Source organism: Streptomyces sp. Edi2 (assembly GCF_040253635.1).
Taxonomy (GTDB): Bacteria; Actinomycetota; Actinomycetes; order Streptomycetales; family Streptomycetaceae; genus Streptomyces.
Window position 1 is genome coordinate 1,114,432 of sequence record NZ_JBEJGX010000003.1, and the last position, 13,606, is coordinate 1,128,037.

The 13,606-nt window shown below is 72.7% G+C and carries 9 protein-coding genes and 1 pseudogene; 4 read left to right on the forward strand and 6 right to left on the reverse strand.

All coding sequences use genetic code 11. The features are described from left to right. Positions 1-44: 44 nt before the first annotated feature. Together ABR737_RS08325 and ABR737_RS08330 are read right to left on the reverse strand one after the other, a co-directional pair. On the reverse strand, positions 45-968 hold the full coding sequence (locus ABR737_RS08325; protein ID WP_350249535.1) for a DUF8829 domain-containing protein: 924 nt from the start codon (positions 966-968) through the stop codon (positions 45-47). Between the two features lie 204 nt (positions 969-1,172). After that, positions 1,173-3,203 carry an acetoacetate--CoA ligase gene (locus ABR737_RS08330; protein ID WP_350249536.1) on the reverse strand — a complete coding sequence of 677 codons (2,031 nt, stop codon included), beginning with the start codon at positions 3,201-3,203 and terminating at the stop codon, positions 1,173-1,175. 394 nt (positions 3,204-3,597) lie between these two features. Here ABR737_RS08330 and ABR737_RS08335 point away from each other — a divergent pair, with 394 nt between their 5' ends. After that, a complete protein-coding gene (locus ABR737_RS08335; RefSeq protein WP_350256718.1) occupies positions 3,598-5,994 on the forward strand; it encodes a glycoside hydrolase family 31 protein in 2,397 nt (798 codons plus the stop codon). Between the two features lie 192 nt (positions 5,995-6,186). Beyond that, positions 6,187-7,032, forward strand: a complete 846-nt coding sequence (locus ABR737_RS08340; protein ID WP_350249537.1) for a M15 family metallopeptidase — start codon at positions 6,187-6,189, stop codon at positions 7,030-7,032. Positions 7,033-7,372: 340 nt separating this feature from the next. Here the strand turns inward: ABR737_RS08340 and ABR737_RS08345 are convergent, their stop codons facing one another. From ABR737_RS08345 to ABR737_RS08360, 4 genes are all read right to left on the reverse strand, one after another. After that, positions 7,373-8,185, reverse strand: coding sequence for an ABC transporter permease (locus tag ABR737_RS08345; RefSeq protein ID WP_350249538.1), 813 nt, complete (start codon positions 8,183-8,185; stop codon positions 7,373-7,375). 23 nt (positions 8,186-8,208) lie between these two features. Next, positions 8,209-9,057, reverse strand: a complete 849-nt coding sequence (locus ABR737_RS08350; protein WP_350249539.1) for an ABC transporter permease — start codon at positions 9,055-9,057, stop codon at positions 8,209-8,211. Between the two features lie 14 nt (positions 9,058-9,071). After that, positions 9,072-10,250, reverse strand: coding sequence for an ABC transporter substrate-binding protein (locus ABR737_RS08355; RefSeq protein WP_350249540.1), 1,179 nt, complete (start codon positions 10,248-10,250; stop codon positions 9,072-9,074). Positions 10,251-10,368: 118 nt separating this feature from the next. Further along, positions 10,369-11,484, reverse strand: a complete 1,116-nt coding sequence (locus tag ABR737_RS08360) for an ABC transporter ATP-binding protein (protein WP_350249541.1) — start codon at positions 11,482-11,484, stop codon at positions 10,369-10,371. A gap of 224 nt (positions 11,485-11,708) precedes the next feature. On the opposite strand from ABR737_RS08360, the pseudogene ABR737_RS08365 reads away from it, so the two are divergent. Both ABR737_RS08365 and ABR737_RS08370 read left to right on the forward strand, forming a co-directional pair. Continuing rightward, a pseudogene (locus ABR737_RS08365) lies at positions 11,709-12,146 on the forward strand (Zn-ribbon domain-containing OB-fold protein); the annotation flags it as partial. A gap of 228 nt (positions 12,147-12,374) precedes the next feature. Further along, complete coding sequence (locus ABR737_RS08370; RefSeq protein ID WP_350256719.1) at positions 12,375-13,592, forward strand: lipid-transfer protein; 1,218 nt, start codon at positions 12,375-12,377, stop codon at positions 13,590-13,592. Positions 13,593-13,606 lie beyond the last annotated feature (14 nt).

Consider the following 13,606-nt stretch of genomic DNA (forward strand, 5'->3'; position numbering starts at 1 on the left):
CATGGTGTTGTGTGCGCCTTTGTGCGGAGCGGGTGGTGGCGCGCTCAGTGTTCGTGCGGGTCGGGTGGGGGTGTGAGGGGGAGTCCGGGGGCGTAGTCGACGCCGTGCTCGGGTGGGATCGGTTCGCCGGTGTCGGCGTCGGTGCAGTAGGCGGTGAAGACTTCGGCGGCGCCGAGGGGGCGGGGCCAGGAGTCGCCGAGGGTCCAGCCGCGGACCGTTTCGCGGGTGCGGTAGCCGGTGGTGTCGGGGGCGGCGGGAGCCGTGGTGCGGGAGACGAGGCCGCCGGGGCTGCGCAGGGCGAAGCCGGCGGCGAGGACCGTGCAGAAGACGAGGGTCGGGGATTCGGCGAGCTGGGGGCGGGCGCCGTCGTGGCTGGTGGCGTGCAGGACGGCCAGGAGGGAGGGCTCGCCGGCCGCAACGGAGCAGACGAGGTGGTGGGTGCCGTCGCCGAGGGCGGCCAGGAGTTCCTGGAGGGCCTGGGTGGCGCGGGCGAAGGCGGCGTGGGCGAGGTCTTCGCCGCACGCCTCGCAGCTGCCGGCGCGGGCCAGGACGCCCGAGGCGTGGTCCCAGGTCGCCTGGAGGTCGGCTTCTTCGACGAGTAGCGGCAGCAGCTCGGCCAGCGGTTCGCCCTGGTAGGTGAGTGTGGCGCCGGTGCGGGCGACTTCGGCGGTGTAGCGGCTGCGGCTGTCGGGGCGGTCCGGGTCCAGGGCGAGGTCCGCGCAGTATTTCTCGTAGGCGGCCGGGTCGAAGAGGCTGAGGGTCGTGAGCACGCCCTGGGCGGCGAGGCTGCGCAGCAGGGTCTCCACCTGCTGGAGGTAGCTGCGGTGGTCGTCGAACGGGAAGGTGGGGTAGCGGCGCATGGCCGTGAAGTCCTGTTCGTCGGCCAGGACGGCGGCGCTGCTGGGGATTTCGCGGCGTAGTGCGCGGCGGGCGGTGGACGGGTCGGTGGGCCGGGATGTGGATGTCATGACTCCCCCTGAGTGAGATGCGCCGGCTCGGTGTGAGCGTGGCAGCCGAACATCACTTGTCACTGAGAGTAATCGGGGGGTCTGACAATGCGGCCGGGCGCCGGACCGGAGGGCGTGGGTGGCCTGCTGGTCCGGCGCGGCGGGGGCCGGGGCGTCTCTCCCCGATCAGACCGCGCGAGCCCGGTCTGATCGGGGAGGCAACGCCTACAGCGCGCTGTCGGCGGTGCGGTCGCGGGCCACCTGCTCGTAGAACCGGAGCAGTTCGAGGTTGTCGACGGAGCCGGGGTTGACGGCCTTGTCGAGCGGGGTGCCCTGGAGGAGGCGCTTGACGGGGACCTCGATGCGCTTGCCGGTGAGGGTGTGCGGGACGCCGGGGGCTTCGATGATGTCGTCGGGGACATGGCGGGGCGAGAGCTGTTCGCGGATGGTCCGTTTGATGCGGTCGCGCAGGGCGTCGTCGAGGGTGGCGCCGGGGGCGAGGTGGACGAAGAGTGGCATCCAGTAGCCGCCGTCGGGCAGTTCCAGGCCGATGACCAGGGATTCGCGGATCTCCGGGAGCCGTTCGACGGCTTCGTAGATGTCGGCGGAGCCCATCCGGACGCCCTGGCGGTTGAGGGTGGAGTCGGAGCGGCCGTGGATGACGACGCTGCCGCGGGAGGTGATGGTGATCCAGTCGCCGTGCCGCCAGACGCCGGGGTACATGTCGAAGTAGCTGTCGTGGTAGCGGGTGCCGTCGGGGTCGTTCCAGAAGCGGGTGGGCATGGAGGGCATGGGGTTGGTGACGACGAGTTCGCCGACCTCGTCGATGACCGGTTTGCCCTGGGGGTCCCAGGCCTGCAGGTCGGTGCCCAGACAGGCGGCCTGGAGTTCGCCGATGTGCACGGGGAGGGTGGGGACGGCGCCGGCGAAGCAGCTGCAGACGTCGGTGCCGCCGCTGACGGAGGCGGTCCACAGGTCGGCGCCGCTCTCCGCGAAGGAGTCGTGCAGCCAGCGGAAGCCGTCCGGCGGGAGCGGGGAGCCGGTGGTGGCGACGCAGGTGACGGCGGAGAGGTCGAGGTCGCGGGCCGGGTGGATGCCGGCCTTGCGGCAGGCCATGACGTAGGCGGCGGAGGTGCCGAAGACGGTGGCGCGGGTGGTTTCGGCGACCCGCCACTGGGCGGAGATGTCGGGGTGGCCCGGGCTGCCGTCGTAGAGCACGATCGTGGAGCCCACCAGGAGGCCGGCGACGAGGAAGTTCCACATCATCCAGCCGGTGGAGGTGTACCAGAAGAACCGGTCGTCGGGGCCGAGGTCGCAGTGCAGGCCGGTCTGCTTGAGGTGTTCGAGCAGGATGCCGCCCTGGGACTGGACGATGGCCTTGGGCAGGCCGGTGGTGCCGGAGGAATACAGGACCCACAGCGGGTGGCCGAAGGGGACCTGTTCGAAGACCGGTTCGGTGTCCTTAGAGGTCAGGTCCGACCAGTTCAGGGCGCCTTCGGGGGCGGGGGTGCCGAGCAGCGGGATGTGGACGACGGCGCGCAGGGTGGGCAGTTCGGCGCGGAGTTCGGCGACGGTGTCGCGGCGGTCGTGCTCCTTGCCGCCGTAGCGGTAGCCGTCGACGGTGAACAGGACGACGGGTTCGATCTGCTGGAAGCGGTCCAGCACGCTGCGGGCGCCGAAGTCGGGGGCGCAGGAGGTCCACACGGCGCCGACCGCGGCGGAGGCGAGGAGCGCGACGACGGCCTGCGGGATGTTGGGGACATAGGCGCTGACCCGGTCGCCGGGACGGACACCGAGGCGGCGGAGTTCGGCGGCCAGCGAGCCGACCTGGGCGCGCAGTTCCGTCCAGCTGACCGGGGTGGGCTCCTGGGTCTCGTCGACGTACAGCAGCGCGGGGTCGCCGGCGCGGGCCGGGTCCTCGGCGGCGCGCAGGGCGTGCTCGGCGTAGTTGAGGGTGGCGCCGGGGAACCAGCGGGCGCCGGGCATCGCGCGGTCGGCGAGGACGGTTTCGTACGGGGTGGCGAAGCGGACGTCGAACCACTCGGCGGTGGCCTGCCAGAAGGCGGGGAGGTCGCCGACGGACCAGCGGTGCAGGGCGGCGTAGCTCGTGGCGGGGTCGCCGGGGGTGGGTGCGGGCGCGCCGTGGTGTGCGGCGGCCCAGGTGTGGAAGCGGGTGACCTGTGCGCCGGCGATCCGGTCCGGGCCTGGTTGCCAGAGGGGTTCCGGCTGCGGGGCGGACTGCGGTGCGGTGGTCATGATGCGGCTCCCGGGCGGTTACGCGTCGGGCGCGCACGACGGTGAGGTTCCCCCGGCCCAGTGGGTGGGCGTGTGCGCGTGACACGGCTTGCCTGGACGATGCCATGTGATCGACTTGTGCACCAGGGTGGGCTGCCCACATTCGGGGGTGGCGGGTGTGGTGCCGGCACGTGCCACCGGCCGGTTTGGGGAGTCGTGGTGGGACATCCGGGAGTCGCGGCGGGACATACGGGAGTCGCGGCGGGACATACGGGAGTCGTGGCGGGACATACGGCGGGATTCGGCCATCGGGTGACGATCCGCGGGCCCGAGGGTGGCCGAGCGTGACCCTGCGCAGGTGAACGGCAGTTGAACGGTGCCCGCGCACCCGGCCGTCAATGGCAGGCTGACCGGCATGGACGGGCGGGATCTGCTGGGGCGGTCGGTACGGATGATCAAGGCGGTCGGGCCGGCGCAGGGGCTGCGGTCCGTGCGTACGGCGTGGCGGGCGCGGCGGGCGGATGCGCTGGCGCTGCCGCGGCACAGCGCCGAGCGGGCGCGGGTGCCGGGGGCGGCGCGCGGTGCGGAGCCCCAGCCGGGCGGCGGGCTGATCCACTTCGAGCGGTCGTCGCTGCGGGTGCGGGTGGCCTCGGGCGGTGCGGTGTTCTGCGGCTGGGAGGGTGCCGGGCCGGAGCCGTCGTACGCGCTGGCCGGGGCGTGCCCGGAGGTGGACGCGCGGGCGGTGCTGGAGCCCGATACCGAGGGCGGCTGGCGGGTGGTCTCCGAGCGGGTGCTGGTGGTGGTGTCCCGGCACGGTGCGGTGGAGGTGCGGACGCCCGGCGGGGCGGTGCTGCGGCGGGAGTTGCCGCCGCGCTGGTGGGACCGCACAGCCGTGGAAGGGGCGGACGGGCGGCCCGACGGCGGCGCCTCCCGCTGGGTGCAGCGGGCGCAGGTCGCCGCCGATGCCCGGTTCTTCGGGCTCGGCGGCCGGGCGCACGGGCCGCGGCTGCGGGACGGTGCGTACCGGCTGTGGAACACGGATCCGGGCGGCGCCTTCGCACCGGGGGACGATCCGCTGTCGCTGACGATGCCGGTGCAGCTGGTGGTGGCGGATGCCGGTACGCATCTGGTCTTCCACGACAACTCCTGGGACGGCCGGGTGACGCTGCGCGAGGGCGCGGAGGGTGCGGGCTCGGGGCATGACCGGCCGGGCACCTGTGAAGTGCGGATGGACGGCGGACCGCTGCGGTACTGGGTGCTGGCGGGTACCCCGGCCCGGGTGCTGCAGGGCTGGACGGCGCTGACCGGGGCGCCCGCGCTGCCGCCGCAGTGGGCGCTCGGATACCAGCACGCCCGCTGGGGCTTCGGCGGCCAGGCCGAGGTGCGCCGGGTGGTGGCGGGTTACCAGGAGCGCGGGCTTCCGCTGTCGGCCGTCCATTTGGACATCGACCACTACGACCGGCACCGGGTCTTCACCGTCGACCGGCAGCGCTATCCGGATCTGCCCGGTCTGGCGCGGGAGTTGCGGGCCGACGGGGTGCGGCTGGTGTCGATCGTGGATCCGGCGGTGAAGGCGGAGCCGGGGGACACGGTGTACGAGGGCGGAGCGGCGGCGGATGCCTTCGTACGGGACGCGCGCGGGCGGGAGGTCCGCGGGGAGGCATGGCCGGGCGAGTCGGTGTACCCGGATTTCACCGATGCGCGGGCGCGCAAGTGGTGGGGGGCGCTGTACGCGGAACGGCTGGCGCAGGGCTTCGCGGGTGTGTGGCACGACATGAACGAGCCGGTCTCCTTTGCCGCGTTCGGGGAGCGGACGCTGCCGCGCTCGGCACGGCACGCTCTGGAGGGCCGGGGCGGCGATCACCGGGAGGCGCACAACATCTACGGCCTGGCCATGGCGCAGGCCGGCTTCGAGGGGCTGTGCGAACTGCGGCCTGCCGAGCGGCCGTTCCTCTTCTCCCGCTCGGGGTGGGCGGGACTGCAGCGCTACGGCGGGAGCTGGTCGGGCGATGTGGCGACGGGCTGGGCGGGGCTGCGGGCTTCGCTGTCGCTGGTGCTGGGGCTGGGGCTGTGCGGGGTCCCGTACAGCGGTCCCGATATCGGCGGGTTCTCCGGGGTGCCTTCCCCCGAGCTGTATCTGCGGTGGTTCCAGCTGGGGGCGTTCCTGCCGCTGTTCCGTACCCATTCGGCGCTCGGGGCGGGGCGGCGGGAGCCGTGGGAGTACGGGGACGAGGTGCTGGAGCACGCCCGTACGGCACTGGGCGAACGGCAGCGGCTGCTGCCGTACTTCGGGACGCTGGGCCAGTTGGCGCGGCTGACCGGTGCGCCGTACGTCCGGCCGGTGTGGTGGAGCGCGCCGCGGGACCGGGCGCTGCGGGACTGCGAGGACGCGTTTCTGCTGGGGGATGCGCTGCTGGTGGCGCCGGCACTGGCGGCGGGGGTGACCCGGCGTCCGGTGCGGCTGCCGCGTGGGCGGTGGTACGACACCGCGACCGGGCGGGCGTATGACGGTCCGCGTCAGGTGTGGGTGGAGGCGCCGCTGTCGCGGATTCCGGTGCTGGCGCGGGCCGGTGCGGTGTTGCCGGTGACCGGGGCGGACGGCGGGACGGAGCTGGAGGTGTGGGCGCCGGTGGCCGGGCGCGGGGGCAGCGGGCTGGTGGTGCCGGACGCCGGGGACGGCTGGCAGCGGCCGACGGCGGAGCGGTTCACCTCGCGGCGGGAGGGCGACCGGGTGATCGTGGAGCGGCGGGACGGAGGCGCGGTGGGGTATCCGGTGCGGGTGCGGGGGTTGGCGGGTGGGGTGGGGGCGTAGCGGGGCGGGGAAAGCGGAACGGGGGCGTGGTGGTGGGAGAGGAGGGGCGGGGCGGCCGTGGTGCGCGGCTGGTGGATTACGGGGCGGGGCGGTGGTGCGGGCGACTGGTGGTGGGACCGGTTGTGCGGCGGATGGGCAGTGGTTGTGCGGCGGGGCTTCCCTCCCTCCTGCCGCGCCTGGTAGACGGGGGCCATGCCGAGACTTGCTGCCGCGCTGCGCGGCCTTGCTGCCGCTGCCGCCGCGCTGATCACCGTGGCCGCTGCCCCTTCGGGTGCGGCGGCGGACACCGTCCCGCACCGCCCGGCGCCGTCGTCGCGGCCGGCCAACGGCCCCAAGGCGCCCGAGGAGTTCGTCGCGCTGCGGGACATTGACCCCACCGTCATCCAGGAGATGCGCTACTTCACCCCGCACGACTTCATGGGAGTGCCGGTGACCGGCTACCGGGCGCCGATGTGCCTGCTGACCCGGGACGCGGCACGGGCGTTGCACCGGGCGCAGCGCTCGTTCCTGCGCCGCGGATACTCCCTCAAGGTCTATGACTGCTACCGGCCGCAGCGCGCGGTGGACCACTTCGTGTCCTGGGCCAAGGACCTCGGCGACCAGCGGATGAAGGCCGAGTTCTATCCGCGGGTCGACAAGTCGACGCTGTTCCGGGACGGCTATATCGCGGAGAAGTCCGGGCACAGCAGGGGCAGCACCCTCGACCTCACGCTGGTGCGGCTGCCGGCCCTGCCCACCCGGCCGTATGTCCCCGGGGAGCCGCTGTCCTCGTGCTACGGCCCGAAGGCGGCCCGCTTCCCGGACAATTCGCTGGACATGGGCACCGGCTTCGACTGCTTCGACACGCTGGCGCACACCCTCGACCCACGGATCAAGGGCGAACAGCGGGCGAACCGGCTGCTGTTGAAGGACGGCCTGGAGCGCGCCGGCTTCGTCAACTACGACAAGGAGTGGTGGCACTACACCTTCACACCGGAGACGTTTCCGGACACCTACTTCGACTTCCCGGTCGCGCGGGGGTCGCTGGTGCGGCACTGAGCGGCCGGGCAGGCCGGTGACGGCTTGGTGGTTTGTGGCTGACGGCCTCGTGGCTGATGGCTCGGGCTCTTGGCTGATAGCTCGTGGCTGATGGCTCGTGGCCGAAAGCGAGCAGGAGGAGGGCTCGTGGGTCGAGCCCTCCTCCACCGTCGCGTCGCTGACGGGCCGGGGCACCGAATCACCCCCGTCGATCCCGTGCCCCGGACCCTGCTGTGAGGGACGCGGCCGGACCGCGTCCGGTTCGGCGAAGGTCTGCGGAGTCACCCTTTCGGGGATCCCGCGCCTCCGTACGGCCGCCGACGGGGAGCCGGCCGCCGGCTGCCGAGCACCGGCCGTGCGCTCAAAGCCGGCCGCCGGCGGTGTCCGAGGAGAGTCGCTGAGCGGCGTACACCGGGATGACCGACAGGGCGATCAGCAGCGCGGCGAGCACATCGACGACCGGTGCCTGGTGGGGGCGGGCCAGGTTCTCGTAGATCCAGACCGGCAGCGTCTTGGTGCCCGCGCCCGCCGTGAAGGTGGTCACCACGACCTCGTCGAAGGAGAGCGCGAAAGCCAGCAGCGCGCCGGCGAACAGCGCCGGGCGCAGCGCCGGGAAGGTGACGTACCGCAGGGTCTGCCAGGGGCGGGCGCCCAGGTCGGCGGAGGCCTCGGCCAGGGACGGGGCGATCCGGCGGAGCCGGGCGGCGACGTTGTTGAAGACGATGACGACGCAGAAGGTGGCATGGCCGACAACGACCGTGAAGAGGCCGAAGCCGATGCCCAGCGGCGCAAGGACGGTGCGGAAGGCGGCGTTGAGGGCGATGCCCGTGACGATGCCGGGCAGCGCGATCGGCAGCACGATCAGGAACGAGACGGTCTGCCGTCCGAAGAAGCGGTGGCGGTGCACGGCGAAGGCCGCGAGCGAGCCGAGGGCGAGGGCGACGGCGGTGGCGCCGAGGCCCGCCCGCAGCGAGGTCCACAGGGCGTCGCGGGCACCCGCGCTGTGCAGGGCGCGGCTCCACCATTCGCCGGTCAGCGCGCGGGGCGGCCAGGCGAACGAGGGGTCGGCGTTGACGGAGTTGAGCAGGACCAGGAGCAGGGGGAGGTAGATCAGGGCGAGACCGGCGGCCGTGAGGCAGCCGAGGACGATCCGGGCGGTGCGGGTGAGGTGCATCCGGCTGCCTCCTTCGGTTCCGGTCAGAGCGAGTCGAGCGCGCCGGCCCGGCGGACGGCGGCGAGGTAGCAGACGACGAGGGCGACCGGGACCGCGGAGAGCGCCGCCGCGAGCGGCAGATCGAGGGTGACCTGGGAGGCGATGACATTGCCCAGGAGCTGGGTGCGGCCGCCGACGATCTGCACGGTGAGGTAGTCGCCGAGGGAGAGCGAGAAGGTGAAGACGGAACCCGCCAGGAGCGCGGGACGGACGGCGGGCGCCACGACGGAGCGCAGGGTCCGTACGGTGCCCGCACCGAGGTCGGCGGAAGCCTCCAGCTGGTGGGCGGGCAGCCGTTCCAGGGCGGTGTGGACCGGCAGGATCATGTACGGCAGCCAGAGGTAGGCGAGCACGAGCACGACGGCGGCCGTGCCGTATCCGGGGCCGTGCAGCCCCAGCGGGGCGAGTGCGGCGTTGACGATGCCGTGCTCGCCGAGCATCACCCGCCAGGCGTACGCCTTGACCAGATAGCCGGCCCACAGCGGGGTCAGCACGGCCACCAGCAGGGCGCGGCGCAGCCGGCCGGCCGCCACCCGCGCCATGAAGAAGGCCATCGGCAGCGCGAGCAGGGCGTCGAGGAGCGTGACGGCGACGGCGATCCCGACGGTGCGCAGGGCGACGGTGCGGTAGACGGGAGTGGTGAGGATGTCGCGGAAGTTGTCGGTGGTCCAGGTGTGGACGACATCCGAGGTGAAGGGGTCGGTGGTCCAGAAGGCGGAGAGCAGGAGGACGGCGAGGGAGCCGAGGTAGGCGAGGACCAGCCACAGCAGGGGCGGGGCGAGGAGCGCGGCGAGCCGGCCGCGGGCGCGGGGCTCATGGCTCGTGGCGGACACCCGGGCGTCCCCACTCAGCCCTTGATCTCCGTCCAGGCGCGGGTCCACTCCGCGTAGTCGGTGCACTTGACGTTCTTGCGGCCGTCGAGGCACTGCGGGACGGGGGTGGTCCAGAAGTGGACGCGGCGGTAGTAGGCCTCGTCATCGGCGTGGTAGACGGCGCAGTGACGGGGGTCGGCGGTTTCCTTGCAGGCCTTGGCGTTGGCGGGCGCCTCGCCGAAGTACTCGGCGACCTGGGCGTTCACCTTCGGGGAGACGATCCAGTTGAGCCACTTGTAGGCGCAGTTGGGGTGGGCGGCCTTGGCGGAGACCATCCAGGTGTCGGACCAGCCGGTGGCCCCCTCCTTGGGGAGGACGGCCTTGACGGGGGCCTTTTCCGCGGCGGCGGTGTTGGCGATGACCTGCCAGGTGGTACCGAGGACGCTGTCGCCGCCCTTGAAGGCGGTGACTTCCTTCTGGTAGTCGCTCCAGTATTCGCCGATCTGCTGCCGTTGCTTCTTCAACAGGGCGACCGCGGCGTCGAGTTGGGTGCGGTCCAGGGCGTACGGATCCTTGATGCCGAGTGCAGGACGGGCCTTCATCAGGTAGAGGGCGGCGTCGGCGATGTAGATGGGCGAGTCGTAGGCGGTGACCTTGCCCGCGTACTTCGCCGCGCCGTCGAAGACGGCCTTCCAGGAGTCGGGGGCCGGGGAGACCTTGTCGGTGCGGTACATCAGCAGATTGGCGCCGCGGCCGTGCGGGATGCCGTACATCTTCCCGCCCTTGGAGTTGAACGGGCGCATCTTCAGACCGCTGAAGATGTCGCGGTAGTTCGGCACCAGACGGGTGTTGACGGGCGCCACGTCCCCGGCGGCGATCAGCCGCAGGGTGGCGTCACCAGAGGCGGAGACGGTGTCGTACTGGCCGGTCTTCATCAGCGAGACCATCTCGTCCGAGGTCCCGGCGGTCTTGGTGTTGACCTTGCAGCCGGTCTGCTTCTCGAAGGGGTGCACCCAGTCGGCCTTGGGGTCGTTGGAGCCGTCCTCGGCGTATCCGGCCCAGGCGATGATGTCGACCCGGCCCTCGCCCTTGCCGACGCTCTTCTGTTCGGCGGCTCCCCCGCCGTCCGTTCCACCGCTGCCGGAGCCGCAGGCGACGGCCAGCAGCAGGACCCCGGCCGCCACTGCGGCCTTCCACGGATTCGCGTTGCGCATGGTGTACTCCCGCTGTCGCACACGGCTGTCGAGCCCCGCCAGTATCCGGAAGCTGGCCGTCTGCCACCAGAGCGCGTCGGGAATCGGGATGCGCTCCGGCGCGTAGCATGACGATCCCTCAGGCGGGCACCGGACAGGCGTCGGCGGCGTTCCACAGCAGCTGGACGGCGGCGCCAGGACGGGCGGCGTCCGGCAGATCCGTGGAGTTCAGCCGCACTGCGGTGAGCTGGTCACCTCCGGCGTCGAGGCGGACCACCACGCGCGTGTGGGCACCGACGTGCGCGATCTCGGTGATCCTGCCGGGCACACACCGCTCCCCCGGCCCGGGGGCACCGTCCGGACCGCCGTTCGGGCCGCCGTTCGGGCCGCCGTTCGGGCCGTCCGGAGCGACGATCCGGATCCGCTCGGGGCGGAGGCTGTACGTGCCCGGGGCGCCGATCACACGGACCGCGGCCTGGTCACGCAGCAGATTGGTGGTACCGATGAAGCCCGCGACGAACGCGGTGGCCGGACGGTCGTAGATCTCCAGCGGTGAGCCGGTCTGCACGATACGGCCGCGGTCGAGCACAGCGAGGCGGTCGCTGAGCGTCAGCGCCTCTTCCTGGTCGTGGGTGACAAGGAGGAAGGTGACGCCGGTGGCGCGCTGGATGCGCTGGAGTTCGCGCTGCATCTCCTGTCGCAACTGGAGGTCGAGCGCGCCGAGAGGTTCGTCGAGCAACAGCAGCCCGGGGTCGTCGATCAGGGCGCGGGCCAGGGCGACGCGCTGGCGCTGGCCGCCGGAGAGCCGGTCGGGCCGGCGCGGGCCGTGGTCGTCGAGGCGTACGGTGCGCAGAGCCGCACGGGCGCGGGCGAGGCGTTCGGATTTGCGCACCCCGGCGACGGTGAGCGCGTAGGCGACGTTCTGTTCGACCGTCATGTGGGGGAAGAGCGCGTAGTCCTGGAAGACGGTGTGGACGTCGCGGCGGCTGGGCGGAAGTGCCGTGACGTCACGTCCGGCGAGCTCGATGCGGCCCGAGGCGGGCCGTTCGAAACCGGCGATCAGGCGCAGCAGGGTCGTCTTGCCCGAGCCGGAGGGGCCGAGGAGGGAGAAGAACTCACCTTCCCCGATGGTGAGCTCGGCGCCGTCGACGGCACGTAGCGGACCGAATTCCTTGGTGACGGCGGTGAGCCGTACGGCGGGCGTCGCAGCTTCCGTGGGGGCGGGACGGGCGTCGGTTCGGGCGGCTTCGGTCACGGGCGCTCCCCCTCGTGAACGGCTTGATCGCCCGGCGACTGTACCGGGGTTCCGCGCGGAGCGGCAGCGTGGCACACTTCTGACGTTCCGTCAGTTTTGCCCATTGCGTCGGTTCTTCGTGTTCCGTCGGTTCTTCGTGTTCCGTCGGTTCCGTTGTGTTCCGTCGGCTTGCTCCATCGTTCCTTTGCGTTTCGTTGTGGTCGGTCCGCGGTCGGGGAGGGTCTGTGGCACAGACACGGAAGCCGGTGGTGCCGGGGTGGTTCGATCGGGACGCGGCGGACTTCCGGCTGCTGGGGACGCGCTGCCGGGCCTGTGGTGCGGTGTTCTTCCCCCGCGAGGACGCCTTCTGCCGCAACCCCGCGTGCGGGGGTGACGAGCTGGCGGAGGTGCCGCTGTCCCGGCGCGGCACGATCTGGTCCTACACCGACGCGCGTTACCGTCCGCCCTTCCCGTACGTCTCCGATCCGGAGGCCGAGTGGCGGCCGTACGCCTTGGTCGCCGTGGAGCTGGCGGAGGAAGGGATGGTCGTCCTCGGGCAGGCCGCGCCCGGCGTCCGCGCCGCGGACCTCAGCGTGGGCACGGAGGTCGAGCTGGTTCCCGGGACCGTCGCCGGGGGCGAGGGGGACGACGGGGGTGTCCGGACGACGTGGCATTGGCGGCCCTGCGGGCGGGGCCTGGGGGGCGGGACGGACGCCGCGGGGACCGACGCCACGGGAGCGGGGACCGACGCCACGGGAGCGGGGACCGATGCCGCGGGCGCTGTGGCCGATGCCGCGGAGGCCGTGAGTGCCGGCGCGTGGGCGGAAACCTCACCTCTACACCCGCCCACCCCCCGAAGGGGGGTGGGCGGCGGGGAAAAAACCAAGGGCGCGGGTGGGCGGCGGGTAGGGGTGAGCCCAGGGAGCCCCGGAAGCTCCTCCCCCGGCGACGTGGCCGTACTGGGCGCCGGTATGCATCCCTGGGGCAAGTGGGGGCGCAGCTTCGTCGAGTACGGCACGAAGGCGGCCAAGGCGGCGCTTGCGGACGCCGGGCTCGACTGGCGTGCCGTGCAGAGCATCGTCGGTGCGGACACGGTACGCGGCGGCTACCCCGGTTACGTGGCGGGCGCGACCTTCGCCAAGGCGCTGGGGTGGCAGGGCGCCCGGGTGACCAGCGTCTATGCCGCCTGTGCATCCGGCGCGCAGGCCATCGCCGCCGCGCGGGCACAGATCCTCTCAGGGATGGCGGACGTGGCCCTCGTGGTGGGCGCCGACGCCGCGCCCAAGGGCTTCTTCACCCCGGCGGGCGGTGACCGGCCCGACGATCCCGACTGGCTGCGGTTCCGGGTGCTGGGCGCCACCAACCCGGCGTACTTCGGGCTGTACGCGCGCCGCCGGATGGCACTGTACGGCGAGACGACCGACGACTTCGCGCAGGTGAAGGTCAAGAACTCGGCGGCGGGCGCGGCCAATCCGTACGCCCGCTACCGCAAGCGGGTCACCGCGCCGGAGGTCGCCGCGTCAGCCGTGGTCTGCGATCCGCTGCGGCTGCTGGACATCTGTGCCACCTCCGACGGCGCCGCTGCGCTGGTCCTGACCAGCATGGACTTCGCCCGCCGGCACGGCGTCACGGATCCGGTCCGGATCCGCGCGGTCTCCACGGCCACCCCGCGCTATCCGCGGACCGTACTGGACCTGCCGGACATCGCCACCGATTCCGCGGCCGCCGCTCCCGAGCCGGAGACCGGCTTCCGGGCATCGATCGCGCACACCGCCTACGAGGAGGCCGGGATCGGGCCCGAGGATCTGTCCCTGGCCGAGGTCTACGACCTGTCCACCGCACTGGAGTTGGAGTGGTACGAGGATCTGGGGCTGTGCGGCGCCGGTGAAGCGGCCAAGCTGCTGTGGGACGGGGCGACCGCGCTGGGCGGGCGGCTGCCGGTGAATGCCAGCGGAGGTCTGGCCTCCTTCGGGGAGGCGGTACCGGCCCAGGCCATCGCCCAGGTCTGCGAGCTGACCTGGCAGTTGCGGGGGCAGGCGGGCGCGCGGCAGGTGGCGGATGCCCGGGTGGGGGTGACCGCCAACCAAGGGCTGTTCGGGCACGGATCGGCGGTGGTCGCGGTGCGGTGACCTGGGGCGACCCG

Bases quoted from the DNA above. Each gene is read 5' to 3' on its own strand.
- ABR737_RS08325 (WP_350249535.1), bottom strand. From the start codon at position 968: ATGACATCCACATCCCGGCCCACCGACCCGTCCACCGCCCGCCGCGCA.
- ABR737_RS08330 (WP_350249536.1), bottom strand. From the start codon at position 3,203: ATGACCACCGCACCGCAGTCCGCCCCGCAGCCGGAACCCCTCTGGCAA.
- ABR737_RS08335 (WP_350256718.1), top strand. From the start codon at position 3,598: ATGGACGGGCGGGATCTGCTGGGGCGGTCGGTACGGATGATCAAGGCG.
- ABR737_RS08340 (WP_350249537.1), top strand. From the start codon at position 6,187: ATGCCGAGACTTGCTGCCGCGCTGCGCGGCCTTGCTGCCGCTGCCGCC.
- ABR737_RS08345 (WP_350249538.1), bottom strand. From the start codon at position 8,185: ATGCACCTCACCCGCACCGCCCGGATCGTCCTCGGCTGCCTCACGGCC.
- ABR737_RS08355 (WP_350249540.1), bottom strand. From the start codon at position 10,250: ATGCGCAACGCGAATCCGTGGAAGGCCGCAGTGGCGGCCGGGGTCCTG.